A 15,403-nucleotide genomic window follows, 5' to 3' on the forward strand; every position below is an offset into this window, starting at 1 on the left:
CGCCCTGTCGCCTGACCGGGATGAAATTCCACCGCCCCGCCCGCGCCCAAAAGCAGCTTGCACATGAAGTTCACATTTTGTTCTTGTCGTCAAGCCGGACTCGGACCAACATATACCCCATCTGATCCCCATTCCCTCCTGACCTGATTGAGCGACCCTCCCCCATGGCCGAATCTGCCTTCATCCGCGTGCGCGGCGCCAAGGAACACAATCTGAAGAATGTCGATGTGGACATCCCGCGCGGCCAGCTGGTCGTGATGACGGGCCTGTCAGGCTCGGGCAAATCCTCGCTCGCCTTCGACACGATCTATGCCGAGGGCCAGCGCCGCTATGTCGAATCGCTGTCGGCCTATGCACGACAGTTCCTGGAGCTGATGCAGAAGCCCGATGTGGAGAGCATCGAGGGCCTCTCGCCAGCGATCTCCATCGAGCAGAAGACGACGAGCCGCAACCCGCGCTCCACCGTCGGCACGGTGACCGAGATTTATGACTATATGCGCCTCCTCTGGGCGCGCGCCGGTATTCCCTATTCGCCCGCGACCGGCCTGCCGATCGAGAGCCAGACGGTCAGCCAGATGGTCGACCGGACGATGGAGCTGGAAGACGGCACGCGGCTTTATCTTCTCGCGCCCATGGTGCGCGGGCGCAAGGGCGAGTTCCGCAAGGAGTTTGCCGAGCTCTTGAAGAACGGCTTCCAGCGGGTGAAGGTGAATGGCGAGTTCCACGAGCTGGAAGACCCGCCCAAGCTCGACAAGAAATTCAAGCATGACATCGATGTGGTGGTTGACCGGGTGGTCGTCCGTGCCGGGATGGAGCAGCGCCTGGCCGAAAGCTTCGAGACGGCGCTTGGCCTCGCCCAGGGCATTGCCGTGGCCGAATATGCCGACATTGCGCCGGGCGAAACCGAGCCCAAGCGCATCACCTTCAGCGCCAATTTCGCCTGTCCTGTTTCCGGCTTTTCCATTCCGGAAATCGAGCCGCGCCTCTTCTCCTTCAACAATCCCTTCGGCGCCTGCCCGACCTGCGATGGCCTCGGCGAGCAGCTGAAGATCGACCCGGCACTGATTGTTCCGGACAAGGATCTTGATCTTCTGAACGGCGCGATTGCGCCCTGGGCGAAATCTTCCTCGCCCTATCAGACGCAGACGCTTCAGGCGCTCTCCACCCATTACCGGTTTGACCTTGGCAAGCCCTGGAACAAACTGCCGGAAAAGGTGCAGGACATCATCCTCTACGGCACGGGCGAGGAAGAAATCCAGTTCGTCTATGATGACGGGATGCGCAGCTACAAGGTGAAGAAAACCTTTGAGGGCGTGATCCCCAATCTGGACCGGCGTTACCGCGAAACGGACTCCGCCTGGGTGCGCGAGGAAATCAGCCGCTTCCAGTCAGCCGCGCCCTGCCCCGATTGCGGCGGCAAACGCCTGAAGCCGCAGGCCCTGGCGGTAAAGATTGCGGGGCTGGATATCTCCGAGGCCGGAGAATTTTCCATCCGCAAGGCAGGCGACTGGTTCGGCAAGGTGCATAAGTCGCTGACGAAACAGCAAAACGAAATCGCCAGCCGCATCCTGAAGGAGATCAACGACCGGCTGATCTTCCTCAATGATGTGGGTCTGGATTATCTCACCCTCAATCGCGGCTCGGGCACCTTGTCCGGCGGGGAAAGCCAGCGCATCCGGCTTGCCAGCCAGATCGGCTCTGGCCTGACCGGCGTGCTTTATGTGCTGGACGAGCCCTCGATCGGCCTGCACCAGCGGGACAATGAACGCCTTCTGGAAACGCTGAAGCGGCTGCGCGATCTTGGAAACTCCGTCATCGTGGTCGAGCATGACGAGGACGCAATCCTGCTGGCCGATCATGTGATCGATATGGGCCCGGCCGCCGGCGTGCATGGCGGGCAGATCATTGCCTCGGGCACACCGGACGAGGTGATGCAGAACCCGAAAAGTCTGACGGCGGATTATCTCAACGGCACGCGCGAGATTTCCATTCCGAAGCGCCGGCCGGTGGTCAAAGGATCGCGCCGCATCACGCTGAAAGGCGCAAGCGGGAACAATCTCAAGAACGTCACCGCCTCGATCCCGCTCGGCACGTTTACGGCCATCACCGGTGTCTCGGGCGGAGGCAAATCCACCCTGATCATCGAGACGCTCTACAAGGCGCTGGCGCGCAAGCTGAATGGCGCATCGGATGCTCCGTCTCCGTATGAAAGCCTCGAGGGGCTGCAGCATCTCGACAAGGTGATCGATATCGACCAGTCGCCCATCGGGCGCACGCCGCGGTCGAACCCCGCCACCTATACCGGCGCCTTCGGCCCGATTCGCGACTGGTATGCCGGCCTGCCCGAGGCCAAGGCGCGCGGCTATGCGCCCGGCCGGTTCAGCTTCAACGTCAAGGGGGGGCGCTGCGAGGCGTGCCAGGGCGACGGCGTCATCAAGATCGAGATGCACTTCCTGCCGGATGTCTATGTGACCTGCGAGACCTGCAAGGGCAAACGCTACAACCGCGAGACGCTGGACGTCCTGTTCAAGGGCAAGTCGATTGCTGACGTTCTGGACATGACGGTGGAGGACGCAGCGAAATTCTTTGCCGCGATGCCGGCGATCTTCTCAAAGCTCGATACGCTGAACCAGGTTGGCCTTGGCTATATCAAGGTGGGCCAGCAGGCCACCACGCTTTCGGGCGGCGAGGCGCAGCGGGTTAAGCTCGCCAAGGAACTCTCCAAGCGGGCAACCGGCCGTACCCTGTATATCCTCGACGAGCCGACGACCGGCCTGCATTTCGAGGATGTGAAGAAGCTGCTGGAAGTGCTCCACGAACTGGTCGATGCGGGCAACACGGTGGTGGTGATCGAGCACAATCTCGACGTGGTGAAGACCGCCGACTGGGTGCTCGACCTTGGCCCCGAGGGCGGGGATGGCGGCGGGCGGCTGGTAGCCGAAGGCACGCCGGAAGACATCATCGCGGTAAAGGAAAGCTGGACCGGCAAATTCCTCGCCGAAACCTTCCGCCGCCAGGACGAACGCCGCGCCGCCCGCAACAAGCGGGAGAAGGCGGCCGCAAAGTCCAAGGCAACCGCCCCGGAAGAGAAGCCGAAGGCGAAAAAGCCCGTGAAGAAAACCAAGGCAGGTGCGGGCGCAAAGTAAGGCGCCCCGCCTGCCCGGCTGCCTCAGTTGAAGATGTCGACCCGCTCGGCATCGCCCAGATCATTGCGTGGGTCGTGCCGGGCGGCAAGCGCGGCCGGGGCGCCGACAAAGTGCTGGGTCAGCCCCTGCACGAACAGCAGCGCGAAATAGATGATCGCCATCGGCGCGATGAAGAGGGGCGAGAGAAAAATTGCCGCCATTTCTTCTGCGGACGCATCGCCGTTTACGGGCAGGTTCATCAGGAAAGGCATCATCAGCATCTGCGCGATGGCCGAGATGATCTGCGAGAGCACCGAGACGACCACCACAATGATCACATAAGCGCCGAGGATCGGCCAGAAGCGTCCGCGCGACACGCGCCAGGCATCGAAGAAGCGGATCTCCTTTTCCTTCACCGTCAGCCCGAAGCAGGGCGCAAGGCGCGTCGCGATGAAGATGTAGAGCAGCGAGAAGAGGAACATCAGGCCGAAGCCCGCAAAGAAGGTGCCCATGAAGCGGGCGGCGGCCTGATCGTCCATCGGTCCGCTGAAGTCCATCTGCAGCAGCGCGCCAAAGGCGCCGAACATCAGCACACCCGGAATGGCAAAGATGACCAGGCTCATCAGCGCCCAGAGCAGTCCGACGATCATCATCCGCACTTCATCCCCGCCAAAGCCGAGAGAGAATTTCGCCCCGAAGATATAGCGCCGCTGGGAGGCGGTCTCGAACATCGCCCAGACCACCCAGCCGGCCACCGAGCCAATGAGGATCAGCGGCAAAAGCTTGCCGAAACCGCCAAACAGGAGGCCAAACACATCGGCCGGCATGGGATCGGGATCATTTTCCAGCTGCTGCAGAGCCAGGACCCATTCGGCCAGCGCCTGCCAGCCCAGAAGGCCGATCACCAGGAAAAGCGCGACATAGATCGCGGCATAGGCCAGCGCGAACAGCCAGGGGAAGCTCTTGAAATGCGGCGCCTTGAAGGGATAGGTCAGCGCGCGATCAAACGAAAATCCGGTGTTCATTTCGGTCTCCCCTCAGCCGGTACACGCGCACCTAAACCTGAATGGGACCCCGCATCAATCTCCTGAAGTGGGGGGCTCGGCCCGCGCCTCTTCCGGCTTCAGCGTCTCCCAGGCGGCGGCCGCCATGGCGTGGCCCGCCAGCAGGAAAGGCGCGAACACGATGACGCCCGCAGCGCCACCGATAAAATGGCCGATGCCCGTATCCGGCAGCGCGCGGTGGAGCGCGCCATTGATCGCCACGCCGAGCGCAAAGGGCAGCAGATGCGTGGCAAGGCTCGCCAGGCCGAGTGTTTTGAGATGCCCCTTGGTGCGCCCCCAGGTGCGGAAGACCTGGGCCTTGCCGAGCGCGGTGGTCGCCGCGCCATAGAGCGTCAGGCGCAGGGCGATCCAGCCGAGCAGCCCCGCCCCCACCGCGCAGCAGGCGATGAACACCGCGCCATAGGGCGTGCCCAGGAGCGCGACGAACGCCTCACGCACCAGGGCCGGGTCAGACTCGTCATTCAGCTGATACTGCCCCGCCTCATTGATGAGGATGCCCGGCAGCATCATCAGGAAGAAAACGACGAAGAAGCCAATGAACAGGAAGGCCGCATAGGCAGCCAGATTGGCATGGGCGAGCGGCAGGAACTTCGCCGCCGCGCCGGGGATCAGCCGCTGATAGGCGCGCCGCGACAGCTCCGTTCCGGCCAGAAAGGCCAGGATTGCAGCCCCCAGCGGCAGCCAGAGGCCGCTTTGCGAACGCAGGGCAAAACTGTACAGTCCCCCGGCCAGCGCAAACAGGATCAGCCAGGGCGCGGCGGGCACCAGAAGGCGGGCCGCGCCGCCCCAGGCGGCGGAAATCAGGGGAAAAATGGCAAGGCGCGTCGTCATCTCGTCTCGTCTCATCTCGGGGCGCACCCCTAAAGCCTCCCGCCCTGCCCGGCAAACGCTATCTTGACGCGCCGGGGCGGCGGGCTCATGTCCGCCTCATGACCCTGAAACCCATTCATGTAATCGGCGGCGGCATGGCCGGCTCCGAAGCGGCCTGGCAGATTGCTTCTGCCGGCGTGCCCGTGATCCTGCACGAAATGCGTGGGACACGCGGCACCGATGCCCACCAGACCGACAAGCTCGCCGAGCTCGTCTGTTCCAATTCGTTCCGCTCGGACGACCACACGGCGAACGCCGTCGGGGTGATCCATGAGGAAATGCGCCGGGCGAACGGCATCATCATCACCACCGCAAAGGACCATCAGGTGCCTGCGGGCAGCGCGCTGGCGGTTGACCGTGAGGGCTTCTCCGAGGCCGTGACCGCCAAGCTGGAAGCCCATCCCCTCGTTACCATCGTGCGCGAGGAAATCGCCGGCATCCCGCCGGAGGACTGGGACAGCGTGATCGTGGCCACCGGCCCGCTAACCTCGCTGGCGCTGGCCGAAGCGATCCGCGCCCATACCGGCGAAACCGATCTTGCCTTCTTCGACGCCATCGCCCCCATCGTCTATTTCGACTCCATCGACATGGACAAGGCCTGGCGCCAGAGCCGCTATGACAAGGCGGGGCCTTCCGGGGACACGGCCGCTTATATCAACTGTCCGATGACGGAAGAGCAGTACAATGCCTTCCTCGACGCGCTGCTCGCTGCGCCCAAGACAGAGTTCAAGGATTGGGAAAAGGACACGCCGTATTTTGAAGGCTGCCTGCCGATCGAAGTGATGGCCGAGCGCGGGCGCGAGACACTGCGCTTCGGGCCGATGAAGCCGGTGGGCCTCACCAATCCGCACGACCCTACGGTCAAGGCCCACGCCATCGTGCAGCTGCGCCAGGACAATGCGCTGGGCACGCTGTGGAACATGGTCGGCTTCCAGACGAAGCTGAAATATGCGGCGCAGACGGACATTTTCCGGATGATCCCGGGTCTCGAAAAGGCCGAGTTTGCCCGCCTTGGCGGCATCCACCGCAACACCTTCCTCAACTCCCCCAAGCTGCTCGACCGGCAGCTGCGCATGAAATCCATGCCGCGCCTGCGCTTTGCAGGCCAGGTGACCGGCGTGGAGGGCTATGTCGAGAGCGCGGCGATGGGCCTGCTCGCCGGGCGCCTTGCCGCCGCTGAACGCCTTGGGCAGAAACTGGAGCCGCCCCCGCCGACCACGGCCATTGGCGCCCTTGTGAACCATATCACCGGCGGGCACCTTGGCGAAGGGCAGACCTTCCAGCCGATGAATGTCAATTTCGGTCTCTTCCCCGATATTGAGGAGTATGACCGGAAGGGCCCGGACGGCAAACGCCTGCGCGGCAAGGACAAGGGCCGCTCGAAGAAAGCGGCGCAGGCCATCCGTGCCCTGAACGACTTTGACGCCTGGCTGGCAGGCGAAGCTGTGGTGGCGGCGGAGTAGGACCGATGGCTGACACGACCCTCTCCCCTGTCCTGCCGCTGTTTGCAAAGACGCCCTCCAGCGTCAGCTTCAAGAAGCTGCGCAAGCGGTTGGTGCGCGGGGCGCTGGAGGTGATCGACACCTATGGGCTGGTCGACCGCCGCGCCATCGAGACCGGCGAGAAGCCGCGCCCGAAATGGCTGGTCTGTGTTTCCGGTGGCAAGGATTCCTATGGCCTTCTGGCCGTGTTGCTCGACCTGCAATGGCAGGGCGCGCTGCCTGTAGACCTCATCGCCTGCAATCTCGATCAGGGCCAGCCGGGCTTTCCCAAGCACATCCTGCCAGACTGGCTGACGAAAAACGGCGTTCCCCACAAGATCATCACCGAAGACACCTACTCCATCGTGACGGACAAGGTACCCGAGGGGCGCACCTATTGCTCCATGTGTTCGCGCCTGCGCCGGGGCATTCTTTACCGCGTGGCGCGCGAGGAAGGCTGCGAGGCCATCGTGCTCGGCCATCACCGGGATGACGCGCTCGCCACCTTCATGATGAACCTCATCCATGGCGGGCGGCTCGCCGCAATGCCGGCCAAGCTCTTGAATGATGAGGGCGATGTGCAGGTGTTCCGTCCCCTGATCACAGCCGCCGAGGATGACCTTGCGAAGTTTGCCGAGGCGATGGAATTTCCCATCATCCCCTGCAATCTCTGCGGCAGCCAGGACGGGCTTCAGCGCGTGGCGATGAACCGCCTGCTGAGCGAATGGGAACAGAAGAAACCCGGCACGCGGCAGGTGATGGCCCGGGCGCTTACAAACGTGCGCCCGAGCCATCTGCATGATCCTCGGGTGTTCGACTTTGCCGGGCTGTCGCTCGGCGGCAAAGGCGAAGACGACCCGAACGTACCCTTTTGATCATGCAATCTCGCGCGTGGGCGGCCAGGCGATGCCGGTCTCCGGGCGGTGCGCCGGATAGTCAGGCGCATCGCGGTATTTCTTGAGTTCATTGCGGGCAATCGCGCGCAGGTGAACCTCGTCCGGCCCGTCGGCCAGACGTAGCGTGCGGATACCGGCATAGAGTTCGGCCAGGCCGAAATCATCGGTCACCCCCGCCCCGCCATGGGCCTGGATCGCCTCATCGATCACCTTGAGGGCGGCGCGCGGCGCGGCCACCTTGATCATGGCGATTTCATTGGCCGCGCCCTTATTGCCGACCGTGTCCATCATATAGGCCGCTTTCAGCGTGAGAAGGCGTGTCATCTCGATGTCGAGGCGGGCCTCGCCGATCCTCTGCTCCCAGATGGATTGCTGGTAGAGCGCCTTGCCAAACGCCGCCCGCGTCAAAACCCGGCGGGAGAGTTTCTCCAGCGCCACTTCCGCCGCCCCGATGGTGCGCATGCAATGGTGGATGCGTCCCGGCCCGAGACGCCCCTGCGCAATCTCAAAGCCGCGCCCCTCACCGAGAATGAGATTGGCCACCGGCACGCGGACATTCTCCAGCAGCACTTCGGCATGGCCGTGCGGGCTGTCATCATATCCGAACACGGGCAGCATACGGAGGATCTTCATGCCCGGCGCGTCCATCGGCACAAGGATCTGGCTCTGCTGGCGGTGGCGCTCTGCATCCGGATCGGTCTTGCCCATCACGATGGCGACCTTGCAGCGCGGGTCGCCCACGCCGGAGGACCACCATTTGCGCCCATTGATCACATATTCGTCGCCCTCGCGTACGATCGAGGTCTCGATATTGGTCGCATCAGACGAGGCTACGAGCGGCTCTGTCATCAGAAAGGCCGAGCGGATTTCCCCGCGCAGCAGCGGCCCCAGCCAGCGCTCTTTCTGGAAGGGCGAGCCATAGCGGTGGAGCACTTCCATATTACCGGTATCAGGCGCCGAGCAGTTGAACACTTCCGAGCCGAACGAGACGCGCCCCATGATTTCCGCCAGCGGCGCATATTCGGCGTTCGTCAGCCCTGCTCCGCGGAACATGCCCTCATCATGATCGGCATTTGGCGGCAGGAAGAGGTTCCATAGGCCCTCCGCCTTCGCGCGTTCCTTCAGCCCTTCGAGCACCGGATTGACGCCCCAGCGGTCTTTCTCATGATGGGCCTTGTAGGCGGGCACAGCAGGATAGACATGCGCGTCCATGAACTGGGTAACGCGGGCAATGTATTCCTTCGTTTTCGGGCTGTAGTCGAACTGCATCGTCTTTCTCCGGTCTCACTGATCCCGGTGAGCCTGCGCTGGCGCATCAATGGGGGGAATACGGATGTTTGCGGATGGGCCCGCGTCAGCGCGCCGCTGCGCGCGGCGCCATCTGCCCCATCAGGCGCGGCCAGTAGAGCGCCAGCGCCCCGGCGCGGTAGGCATAGCTCAAGAGGAATGCCGTCCACACGCCCGCATTCGCAAAGAACGGCGCCAAGAGAAGATCGCTCGCCAGATAGGCGATCATGGCCACCACGCCGGCATTGCGCACGGCCTCTCCCTGCGTGGTGCCGAGGAACAGCCCGTCCAGTTGCCAGGCGGCCACGCCGATAAGGGGCACGGCGGCGCACCAGGGCAGATAGGCAAGGGCTGCGTCCCGCGCGGCCGGGTCGGCAATGAAGGCCGCGATCACCGCCCCGCCCCCGAACCAGAAGATCAGCGAAAACACCGCGCCGCAGGCAAGCGCAATCTCGCTGGTTACACGCATCGCCCGCCTGAGCCTTGCCCGGTCGCGCGCGCCGAAGGCCGCGCCCGCCTCCTTCTCTGCCACAAAGGCAAAGGCGTCCAGCACGAAGGCGGAAACGGCGATGAACTGCAGGAGCACCTGATTGCCCGCCAGCGCCGCCGTGCCCTGCCTGGCGCCGGAATTGACAAACCAGGCAAAGGTGAACAGCAGCGCCAGTGTACGGATCATGATGTCGCGATTGGCGTTGAACAGCGCCAGAAGCTTTGCCCGGTCAAGCAGGCGCGGGCCGGGGCCAAGCCCCTTGCGCACGAGGATCAGTCCGAAACCGAGCGCCGCCCATTCGGCAATCGCCGTGCCCGCGCCGATACCGGTCGCGCCCCAGTCCCAGATCGCCACGAAGGCATAGTCGAGCCCGGCATTGATGCCATTGAGGACGATCTGCATGGCCAGCAAGGCGCGCGTGCGGCCCGTGCCGATCAGCCAGCCTGAAATGGCATAGCCCATCAGGATGGCCGGCGCGCCCCAGATCCGTGCCCAGAAATATCCCGATGCTTCGGTCTCGACAGCGCTCTCTGCCTGGAACAGCGCCAGCGCGATCCGGGAGGTCAGCGGGAAGGTGATGAGCAGCAACGTGCCAAGGCCCGCGCCCAGCATCAGGGCGCGCATCAGGATCGCGTTGACTTCCAGCCCGTCGCCTGCCCCATCGGCCTGCGCGGTGAGGCCAGTGGTGGCCATGCGCAGGAAGCCGAAGCCCCAATAGAGAAAGTTGAACACAACGGCCGCCAGCCCCACAGCGGCCAGCTCGACCGCCGTGCCATAGCGTCCCATGACGGCGGTATCGACAATGCCGGTCGTCGCCATCGCCACCTGCGCCAGCATGATCGGCCAGGCAAGCGCCAGCGCGCGGGAACGGGTGAGGAGCGATGCGGTCATGGCCCGCAGGCGTTAGCGGGTTTCGCGCCAGCGGGAAATGGCTCTGGCAAAAGCCCCCTCCGCCCCTTCGGGGCACCTCCCCCGCTTTGCAGGGGAGGACGCGTTGCGTCTGGTCGCTCCCTCATCCTCCCCCGTTTACGGGGGAGGTGCCCGAAGGGCGGAGGGGGGCGCCCCAAACGCTCATCTGCCCCAAAAACAAAACGGGCGCCCGAAGGCGCCCGTCTCTTTTCAGTATGTTCGGAAGATTACTTCCGCCAGATCGCAGCCAGTGCGGGGTCTTCCACGCCGCCTTCATACTTGCGCAGCTCGTGGCGGCCGACGACCATGTGGTGGACTTCGTCCGGGCCGTCTGCCAGGCGCAGGGTGCGCTGGTTGGCATACATGCGGGCAAGCGGGGTCCATTGGGAGACGCCGGTGGCGCCGTGGATCTGGATCGCCTGGTCGATGATCTGGCAGACGCGCTCGGGCACCATGGCCTTCACCATCGAAATCCAGACGCGGGCTTCCTTGTTGCCCAGCACATCCATCGCCTTGGCGGCTTTCAGCACCATCAGGCGCATCGCTTCGATCTCGATACGGGCCCGGCTGACGATCTCGGTATTGCCGCCGAGCTTGATCAGCTGCTTGCCGAACGCCTCACGCGAGAGGCCGCGAATGCACATCAGGTCGAGCGCTTTCTCAGCCGCGCCGAGCGAACGCATGCAGTGGTGGATACGGCCGGGGCCGAGGCGCAGCTGCGAAATCTCGAAGCCGCGGCCTTCGCCGAGCAGCATGTTTTCCTTCGGTACGCGGACGTTTTCGAAGCGCAGGTGCATGTGGCCATGGGGCGCGTCGGGGTCGCCAAACACGTGCATCGGGCCAACGATGGTGACACCCGGATGCGGCAGCGGCACGAGGATCTGAGACTGCTGACGGTTCACATCCGGGCCGTTATTGGTTTTCACCATGCAGATCATGATCTTGCAGCGCGGATCGCCGGCGCCGGAGATGTAGTATTTCTCGCCATTGAGAACCCACTCATCGCCCTCAAGCACGGCGCTCATCGAAACGTTCTTGGCATCCGAAGAGGCCATGCCCGGCTCGGTCATCACATAGGCCGAGCGGATCTTGCCTTCCAGCAGCGGCGTCAGCCACTGTTCCTTCTGGGCGGGGGTGCCCACGCGCTCAAGCACTTCCATATTGCCGGTGTCGGGCGCCGAGCAGTTCATGGATTCGGACGCCAGCGGGCATTTGCCAAGCTCAGCGGCGATATAGGCATAGTCGAGGTTTTTCAGGCCTTCGCCGGTTTCGGCGTCCGGCAGGAAGAAGTTCCAGAGGCCCTGCTTCTTGGCTTCATCCTTGGCTTTTTCCAGGGCTTCGAGCTGGCCGGGCGCATAGGACCAGATGTCCTTCTTGCCTTCGCCGAGACGCTCGAATTCCTCATACATCGGCTCGACGGTTTCGGCGATGAAGCGCTTCACATGCTCGTAAAGCGGGCGGGCGCTTTCGGACATGCGCAGGTCATTGAGCTCTTCAAGAGCATCGGGGGTGCGTTGGGTATCAGCCATGGCTGTGTTTCCTCTCTGGATGGGTGTGTTTGTTTCTATTCCCTGACATCAGGGTAGCTGAGATGAGGGGGCGCGTGCAAATTCTTTCGCCCCCTCGTGAGGCGGGGAGAAATGCGCTAAGGCGCCAGGCATGAGCCCAGCCGCCGCCCTTGTCCTGCTGATCACCGTACTGATCACGTCTTTCATCTCGGGCATCTTTGGCATGGCCGGCGGCCTGATCCTGATGGCCGTGCTGACTGCGATGGTGCCGGTGGCGACCGCCATGGTCGTGCACGGCACGGTGCAGATGGTGTCCAATGGCTACCGCGCGATCCTCTGGCGCAAATATATCGACTGGGCGATCTTCCGCCGTTACGCGCTCGGCTCGGTTGCGGCGATCCTGCTTCTGTTCGCCATTTCCTGGCGCCCGGAAGCCACTGCCGTCTATCTGCTGCTGGCAGCGGCAGCCTTCACCGTCTGGATTCCCAAGAACCTGATCGACATCGACGTGCAGCGCCGGGGTCAGGCGGAAGCTGCCGGCTTCCTCCTGCAGGGCATGAACACGCTCGCCGGCGTGACCGGCCCGCTGCTCGACATCTTCTTCGCCCGCACCGTGATGGACCGGCGCGCCGTGGTCGCCACCAAGGCGATCACGCAGGTGTTTGCCCATCTGGTGAAGGTGGCCTTCTGGGGCTCGGCCCTCTGGGCGGCGGAAACGGTGAGTTCCCTGCCCCCGCTCTGGTTCTTTGCGGTGGCCGTGCCGCTCTCCATGCTGGGCACGACGCTGGGCGGCAAGCTGCTGGAAAGAATGACGGACCTCAACTTCCGCCGCTGGATGCGCCTGCTGGTCACGGCTGTGGGCCTCTTCATGCTGACGCGCGCCGCCGGCTGGCTCTAAGCCAGCCATATCAGCGCCGTCCGGCAGCTTTCCGGGGCATTCAGGCAGGGACATCCACATCACAATCTCAACTATGCGCCCCGCAAGACTATTCGGCTACTTTATTTTATGAAACAATATCATCACTCACCGTGATAACTATCCCTGTTCCTCCCACAGGCCTGCCATGAACCTTCGCGCCCTTGATCTCAATCTCCTCCCCGTCCTGGAGGCGATCTACGCCGAACGCAGCCTGACGCGGGCCAGCGAGATGCTCCACATCACCCAGCCGGCCGTCAGCAATGCGCTCTCCCGCCTGCGCCTGCATTTTGAAGATCCCCTCTTCGTGCGTGAAGGCCGGGGCGTGAAGCCGACGGCGATGACCGAAGCCCTGATGCCGGCCGTCCGCGAAGCGCTCGACAAGCTGCGCAACGGTCTTGAGCCGCGCTCGGTGTTCGAGCCCTCGCGCTCCACCCGCGTCTTCAACATCTCCTGCCGGGACGCCAGCGCGCTGATCTTCGCACCGCCCATCGCCCGCCGGCTGGAAGCCCAGGCGCCGGGCATCCGCATCGCCTGGAGCCAGCTTCACCGCTCGGCCATTGCCAGCGAGCTGGCCTCCGGACGGCTGGACCTGGCCATCGACATACAGGACCTGCGCGGCGCAGACCTTGAGCGCGCGCTGCTCTCCTCAACCGACTATACCTGCGTGCTGGCCGCCGATCATCCTCTGGCCCAGGCGCCGCTGACCGCCGAAGACTTCTTCAGCATGCGCCATATCGCCGTCTCCAGCCGCCGCGAGGGGCGCAGCCTGATCGAGGAAATGGCCCGTTCCATGGGCCACCGGATCACGCCCGTCCACCGCCTGCCGCATTACCAGCCCGCTCTGGAGATCGTCCGCTGCACCCGTCTTGCCCTCGCTGCGCCAAAGCCGGTGGCGGCCGGGTCAGGCCTTGCCACGCTGGACCTGCCTTTCGAGTTCCACTCCCCCGGCTCGATGCTCTACTGGCACCGCGAATTTGCCCAGGACCCGGCCCTCACCTGGCTGCGCGGCCTCATCCGGGACGTTTCCGTCACGCTCTGAACGGCATTCTTCCGGATACGGATCAGGCCCGGCGGTATTCCTCATCGCGCACCCGCGCCAGAAGGTCTCTCACCGTTTCAGTATCATAGCCGAAGCTTTCCAGAGACATGCCGGCCATCTGCAGGCCGGATTCAATCGCTTCGGGCACAACATGTCCGGCGCCGGCATTGATCAGCGTGGCCGCATGGCTGCCGTCATGGGCCCGGGCAAATATCTCGATCTCTCCGTGCAGGGCGCGCGCGCAGCGCACCATGTCGCGCGCGCGGATGGCGTCGTCCACGGTCACGATGAACTGAACCGCCTTTTCCAGCCCGGTCAGCTGAAGGATCTCCGTCCGGGCCGCGTCGCCCACATAGGCAGTCAGCCCATCTTCCCGCGCCTTGTGTACCTTCTCCGGATCCCGGTCGAGCACCAGAAGCTCCACCTCCTCGTTTGCCAGAATGCGCGCCACCGCGTGCCCGACCCGGCCATAGCCGGCCAGCACGACATGGTTTTCCATCTCCGAAGGATCGGTCAGTTCCATGCCCTCGGCATCCACCGGCTCAGCCGCCCGCACCGCCAGCCTGCGGCCGAGCTGGCCGAGCAGCGGGGTCAGCAGCATCGACAGGCCGGCAACGGCAGCGGCAAACGTCGCCGTTTCGGCCGGAATGGCGTTGCCCGACTGGGCCGCCGTCAGAATGATGAAGGCAAACTCCCCCGCCGGGGCCAGCAGCAAGGCGGTCTCGATCGAAACCTTGTGCCCCCCGGCAAAAAGGCGGCACGCCAGATAGGCAATCGCAACCTTCAGGACAATCAGCCCGGCAAGGACCGCGAGGATCATGCCAAGCTGCTGGCTGATGGCCGGCAGGTCGAGCCCCATCCCCACCGTCATGAAGAATATGCCGAGCAGCAGCCCCTTGAACGGCTCGAGGTCCACCTCTGTCTGGTGCTTGAATTCTGTCTCGCCCACCAGCAGACCGGCGAGGAAAGCGCCCAGCGCCACCGACAGTCCGGCGCCGTATGTAATCGCGGCAGCGCCGACAACCGTCAGCAGCGTCAGCGCCATCAGGAAGTCGCGCCCACCAATGGAGGCGGCAAAGCGGAAAACCCGGCCCAGCACGAACTGCCCCAGCACCCAGATCACGGCGATGGCAATCAGTCCCCGGACAAGCGCGTCCAGCAGCACGCCGCCCAGATTGGCGCCGCTCTTCATCGCGACAAAGCCGACGAAGATCAGGATCGGCGCCACCATGACATCCTGGAAAAGCAGGACCCCCAGCGACGTTCGCCCGACCGGCTGGGCCGCGCGCTTCTGCTCCACCATCAGCTGCATCACGATGGCCGTCGAGGAGAGGGCAAAGGCAAGCCCCAGAATCATGGCAATCGCCAGGTCCAGCCCCAGGGCCCAGCCCGCAGCGGCGATTGCGGCCGCGCTGAGCAGGGTCTGCGTGCCGCCGGCCCCCAGCACCACCTTGCGCAAGGCCCACAGCCGCTGGAACGAGAACTCCACCCCCAGAAGAAACAGAAGGAACAGAACCCCGAGTTCGGCAAAGGGAAGCGCCGCCTCAGGCTCCGTGATCGAGAAGAAGGTGAGGATCGGGAATTCTTCGGCAAAATGCCCCAGCGCAAACGGCCCGAGCGCCACACCGGCCAGCATGAAGGCGATCACGGTGGGAATTTTCAGCCAGCGCATCGCCGGGACAAGCATGCCCGCCGCGATAAGGAAGACGAGCATATCCTTGATCAGTGTCGGGCTCGGCCCATGCGCAGCGTGTTCCATCAGCAGTCAGTCCCTGTTTTCGCCGGCTCTCGCGTGCCTTTAGCTTTGCTGTGAGC

The 15,403-nt window shown here is 64.0% G+C and carries 11 protein-coding genes; 5 read left to right on the forward strand and 6 right to left on the reverse strand.

Annotated elements, in window-relative coordinates; all coding sequences use genetic code 11:
* The first annotated feature begins 164 nt into the window (after positions 1-164).
* A complete protein-coding gene (gene uvrA / locus C0456_RS15190; RefSeq protein ID WP_291053830.1) occupies positions 165-3,146 on the forward strand; it encodes an excinuclease ABC subunit UvrA in 2,982 nt (993 codons plus the stop codon).
* A gap of 23 nt (positions 3,147-3,169) precedes the next feature.
* On the opposite strand, the gene C0456_RS15195 is transcribed toward uvrA, so the two are convergent.
* The gene (locus C0456_RS15195) at positions 3,170-4,150 is read right to left on the reverse strand and encodes a hypothetical protein (RefSeq protein WP_291053832.1); all 981 of its coding nucleotides are present in this window, start codon (positions 4,148-4,150) and stop codon (positions 3,170-3,172) included.
* Positions 4,151-4,204: 54 nt separating this feature from the next.
* Positions 4,205-5,020: a hypothetical protein gene (locus tag C0456_RS15200; protein WP_291053834.1), complete on the reverse strand. Its 816-nt coding sequence runs from the start codon at positions 5,018-5,020 to the stop codon at positions 4,205-4,207.
* Positions 5,021-5,118: 98 nt separating this feature from the next.
* Between C0456_RS15200 and trmFO the strand changes: the two genes are divergently transcribed.
* Both trmFO and ttcA read left to right on the forward strand, forming a co-directional pair.
* Positions 5,119-6,522, forward strand: a complete 1,404-nt coding sequence (trmFO, locus tag C0456_RS15205; protein WP_291053836.1) for a methylenetetrahydrofolate--tRNA-(uracil(54)-C(5))-methyltransferase (FADH(2)-oxidizing) TrmFO — start codon at positions 5,119-5,121, stop codon at positions 6,520-6,522.
* 5 nt (positions 6,523-6,527) lie between these two features.
* The gene (gene ttcA / locus C0456_RS15210) at positions 6,528-7,415 is read left to right on the forward strand and encodes a tRNA 2-thiocytidine(32) synthetase TtcA (protein WP_291053838.1); all 888 of its coding nucleotides are present in this window, start codon (positions 6,528-6,530) and stop codon (positions 7,413-7,415) included.
* Here ttcA and C0456_RS15215 read toward each other — a convergent pair whose 3' ends face one another.
* The 3 genes from C0456_RS15215 to C0456_RS15225 form a co-directional block, all read right to left on the reverse strand.
* The gene (locus tag C0456_RS15215; protein ID WP_291053840.1) at positions 7,416-8,705 is read right to left on the reverse strand and encodes an acyl-CoA dehydrogenase family protein; all 1,290 of its coding nucleotides are present in this window, start codon (positions 8,703-8,705) and stop codon (positions 7,416-7,418) included.
* Between the two features lie 85 nt (positions 8,706-8,790).
* The gene (locus C0456_RS15220) at positions 8,791-10,104 is read right to left on the reverse strand and encodes an MATE family efflux transporter (RefSeq protein WP_291053842.1); all 1,314 of its coding nucleotides are present in this window, start codon (positions 10,102-10,104) and stop codon (positions 8,791-8,793) included.
* A gap of 245 nt (positions 10,105-10,349) precedes the next feature.
* The gene (locus C0456_RS15225) at positions 10,350-11,651 is read right to left on the reverse strand and encodes an acyl-CoA dehydrogenase family protein (protein WP_291053844.1); all 1,302 of its coding nucleotides are present in this window, start codon (positions 11,649-11,651) and stop codon (positions 10,350-10,352) included.
* Positions 11,652-11,781: 130 nt separating this feature from the next.
* Here C0456_RS15225 and C0456_RS15230 point away from each other — a divergent pair, with 130 nt between their 5' ends.
* Positions 11,782-12,528 (forward strand): TSUP family transporter, encoded by a 747-nt coding sequence (locus C0456_RS15230; protein ID WP_291053846.1) that lies wholly within the window; start codon positions 11,782-11,784, stop codon positions 12,526-12,528.
* A 166-nt stretch (positions 12,529-12,694) separates the two neighbouring features.
* Entirely contained in the window at positions 12,695-13,588 is an 894-nt protein-coding gene (locus C0456_RS15235) for a LysR family transcriptional regulator (RefSeq protein WP_291053848.1), read from the forward strand.
* Positions 13,589-13,610: 22 nt separating this feature from the next.
* On the opposite strand, the gene C0456_RS15240 is transcribed toward C0456_RS15235, so the two are convergent.
* Complete coding sequence (locus C0456_RS15240; RefSeq protein WP_291053850.1) at positions 13,611-15,347, reverse strand: cation:proton antiporter; 1,737 nt, start codon at positions 15,345-15,347, stop codon at positions 13,611-13,613.
* Positions 15,348-15,403: the final 56 nt, after the last annotated feature.

Source organism: Hyphomonas sp., assembly GCF_013823385.1.
Lineage (GTDB): Bacteria > Pseudomonadota > Alphaproteobacteria > Caulobacterales > Hyphomonadaceae > Hyphomonas.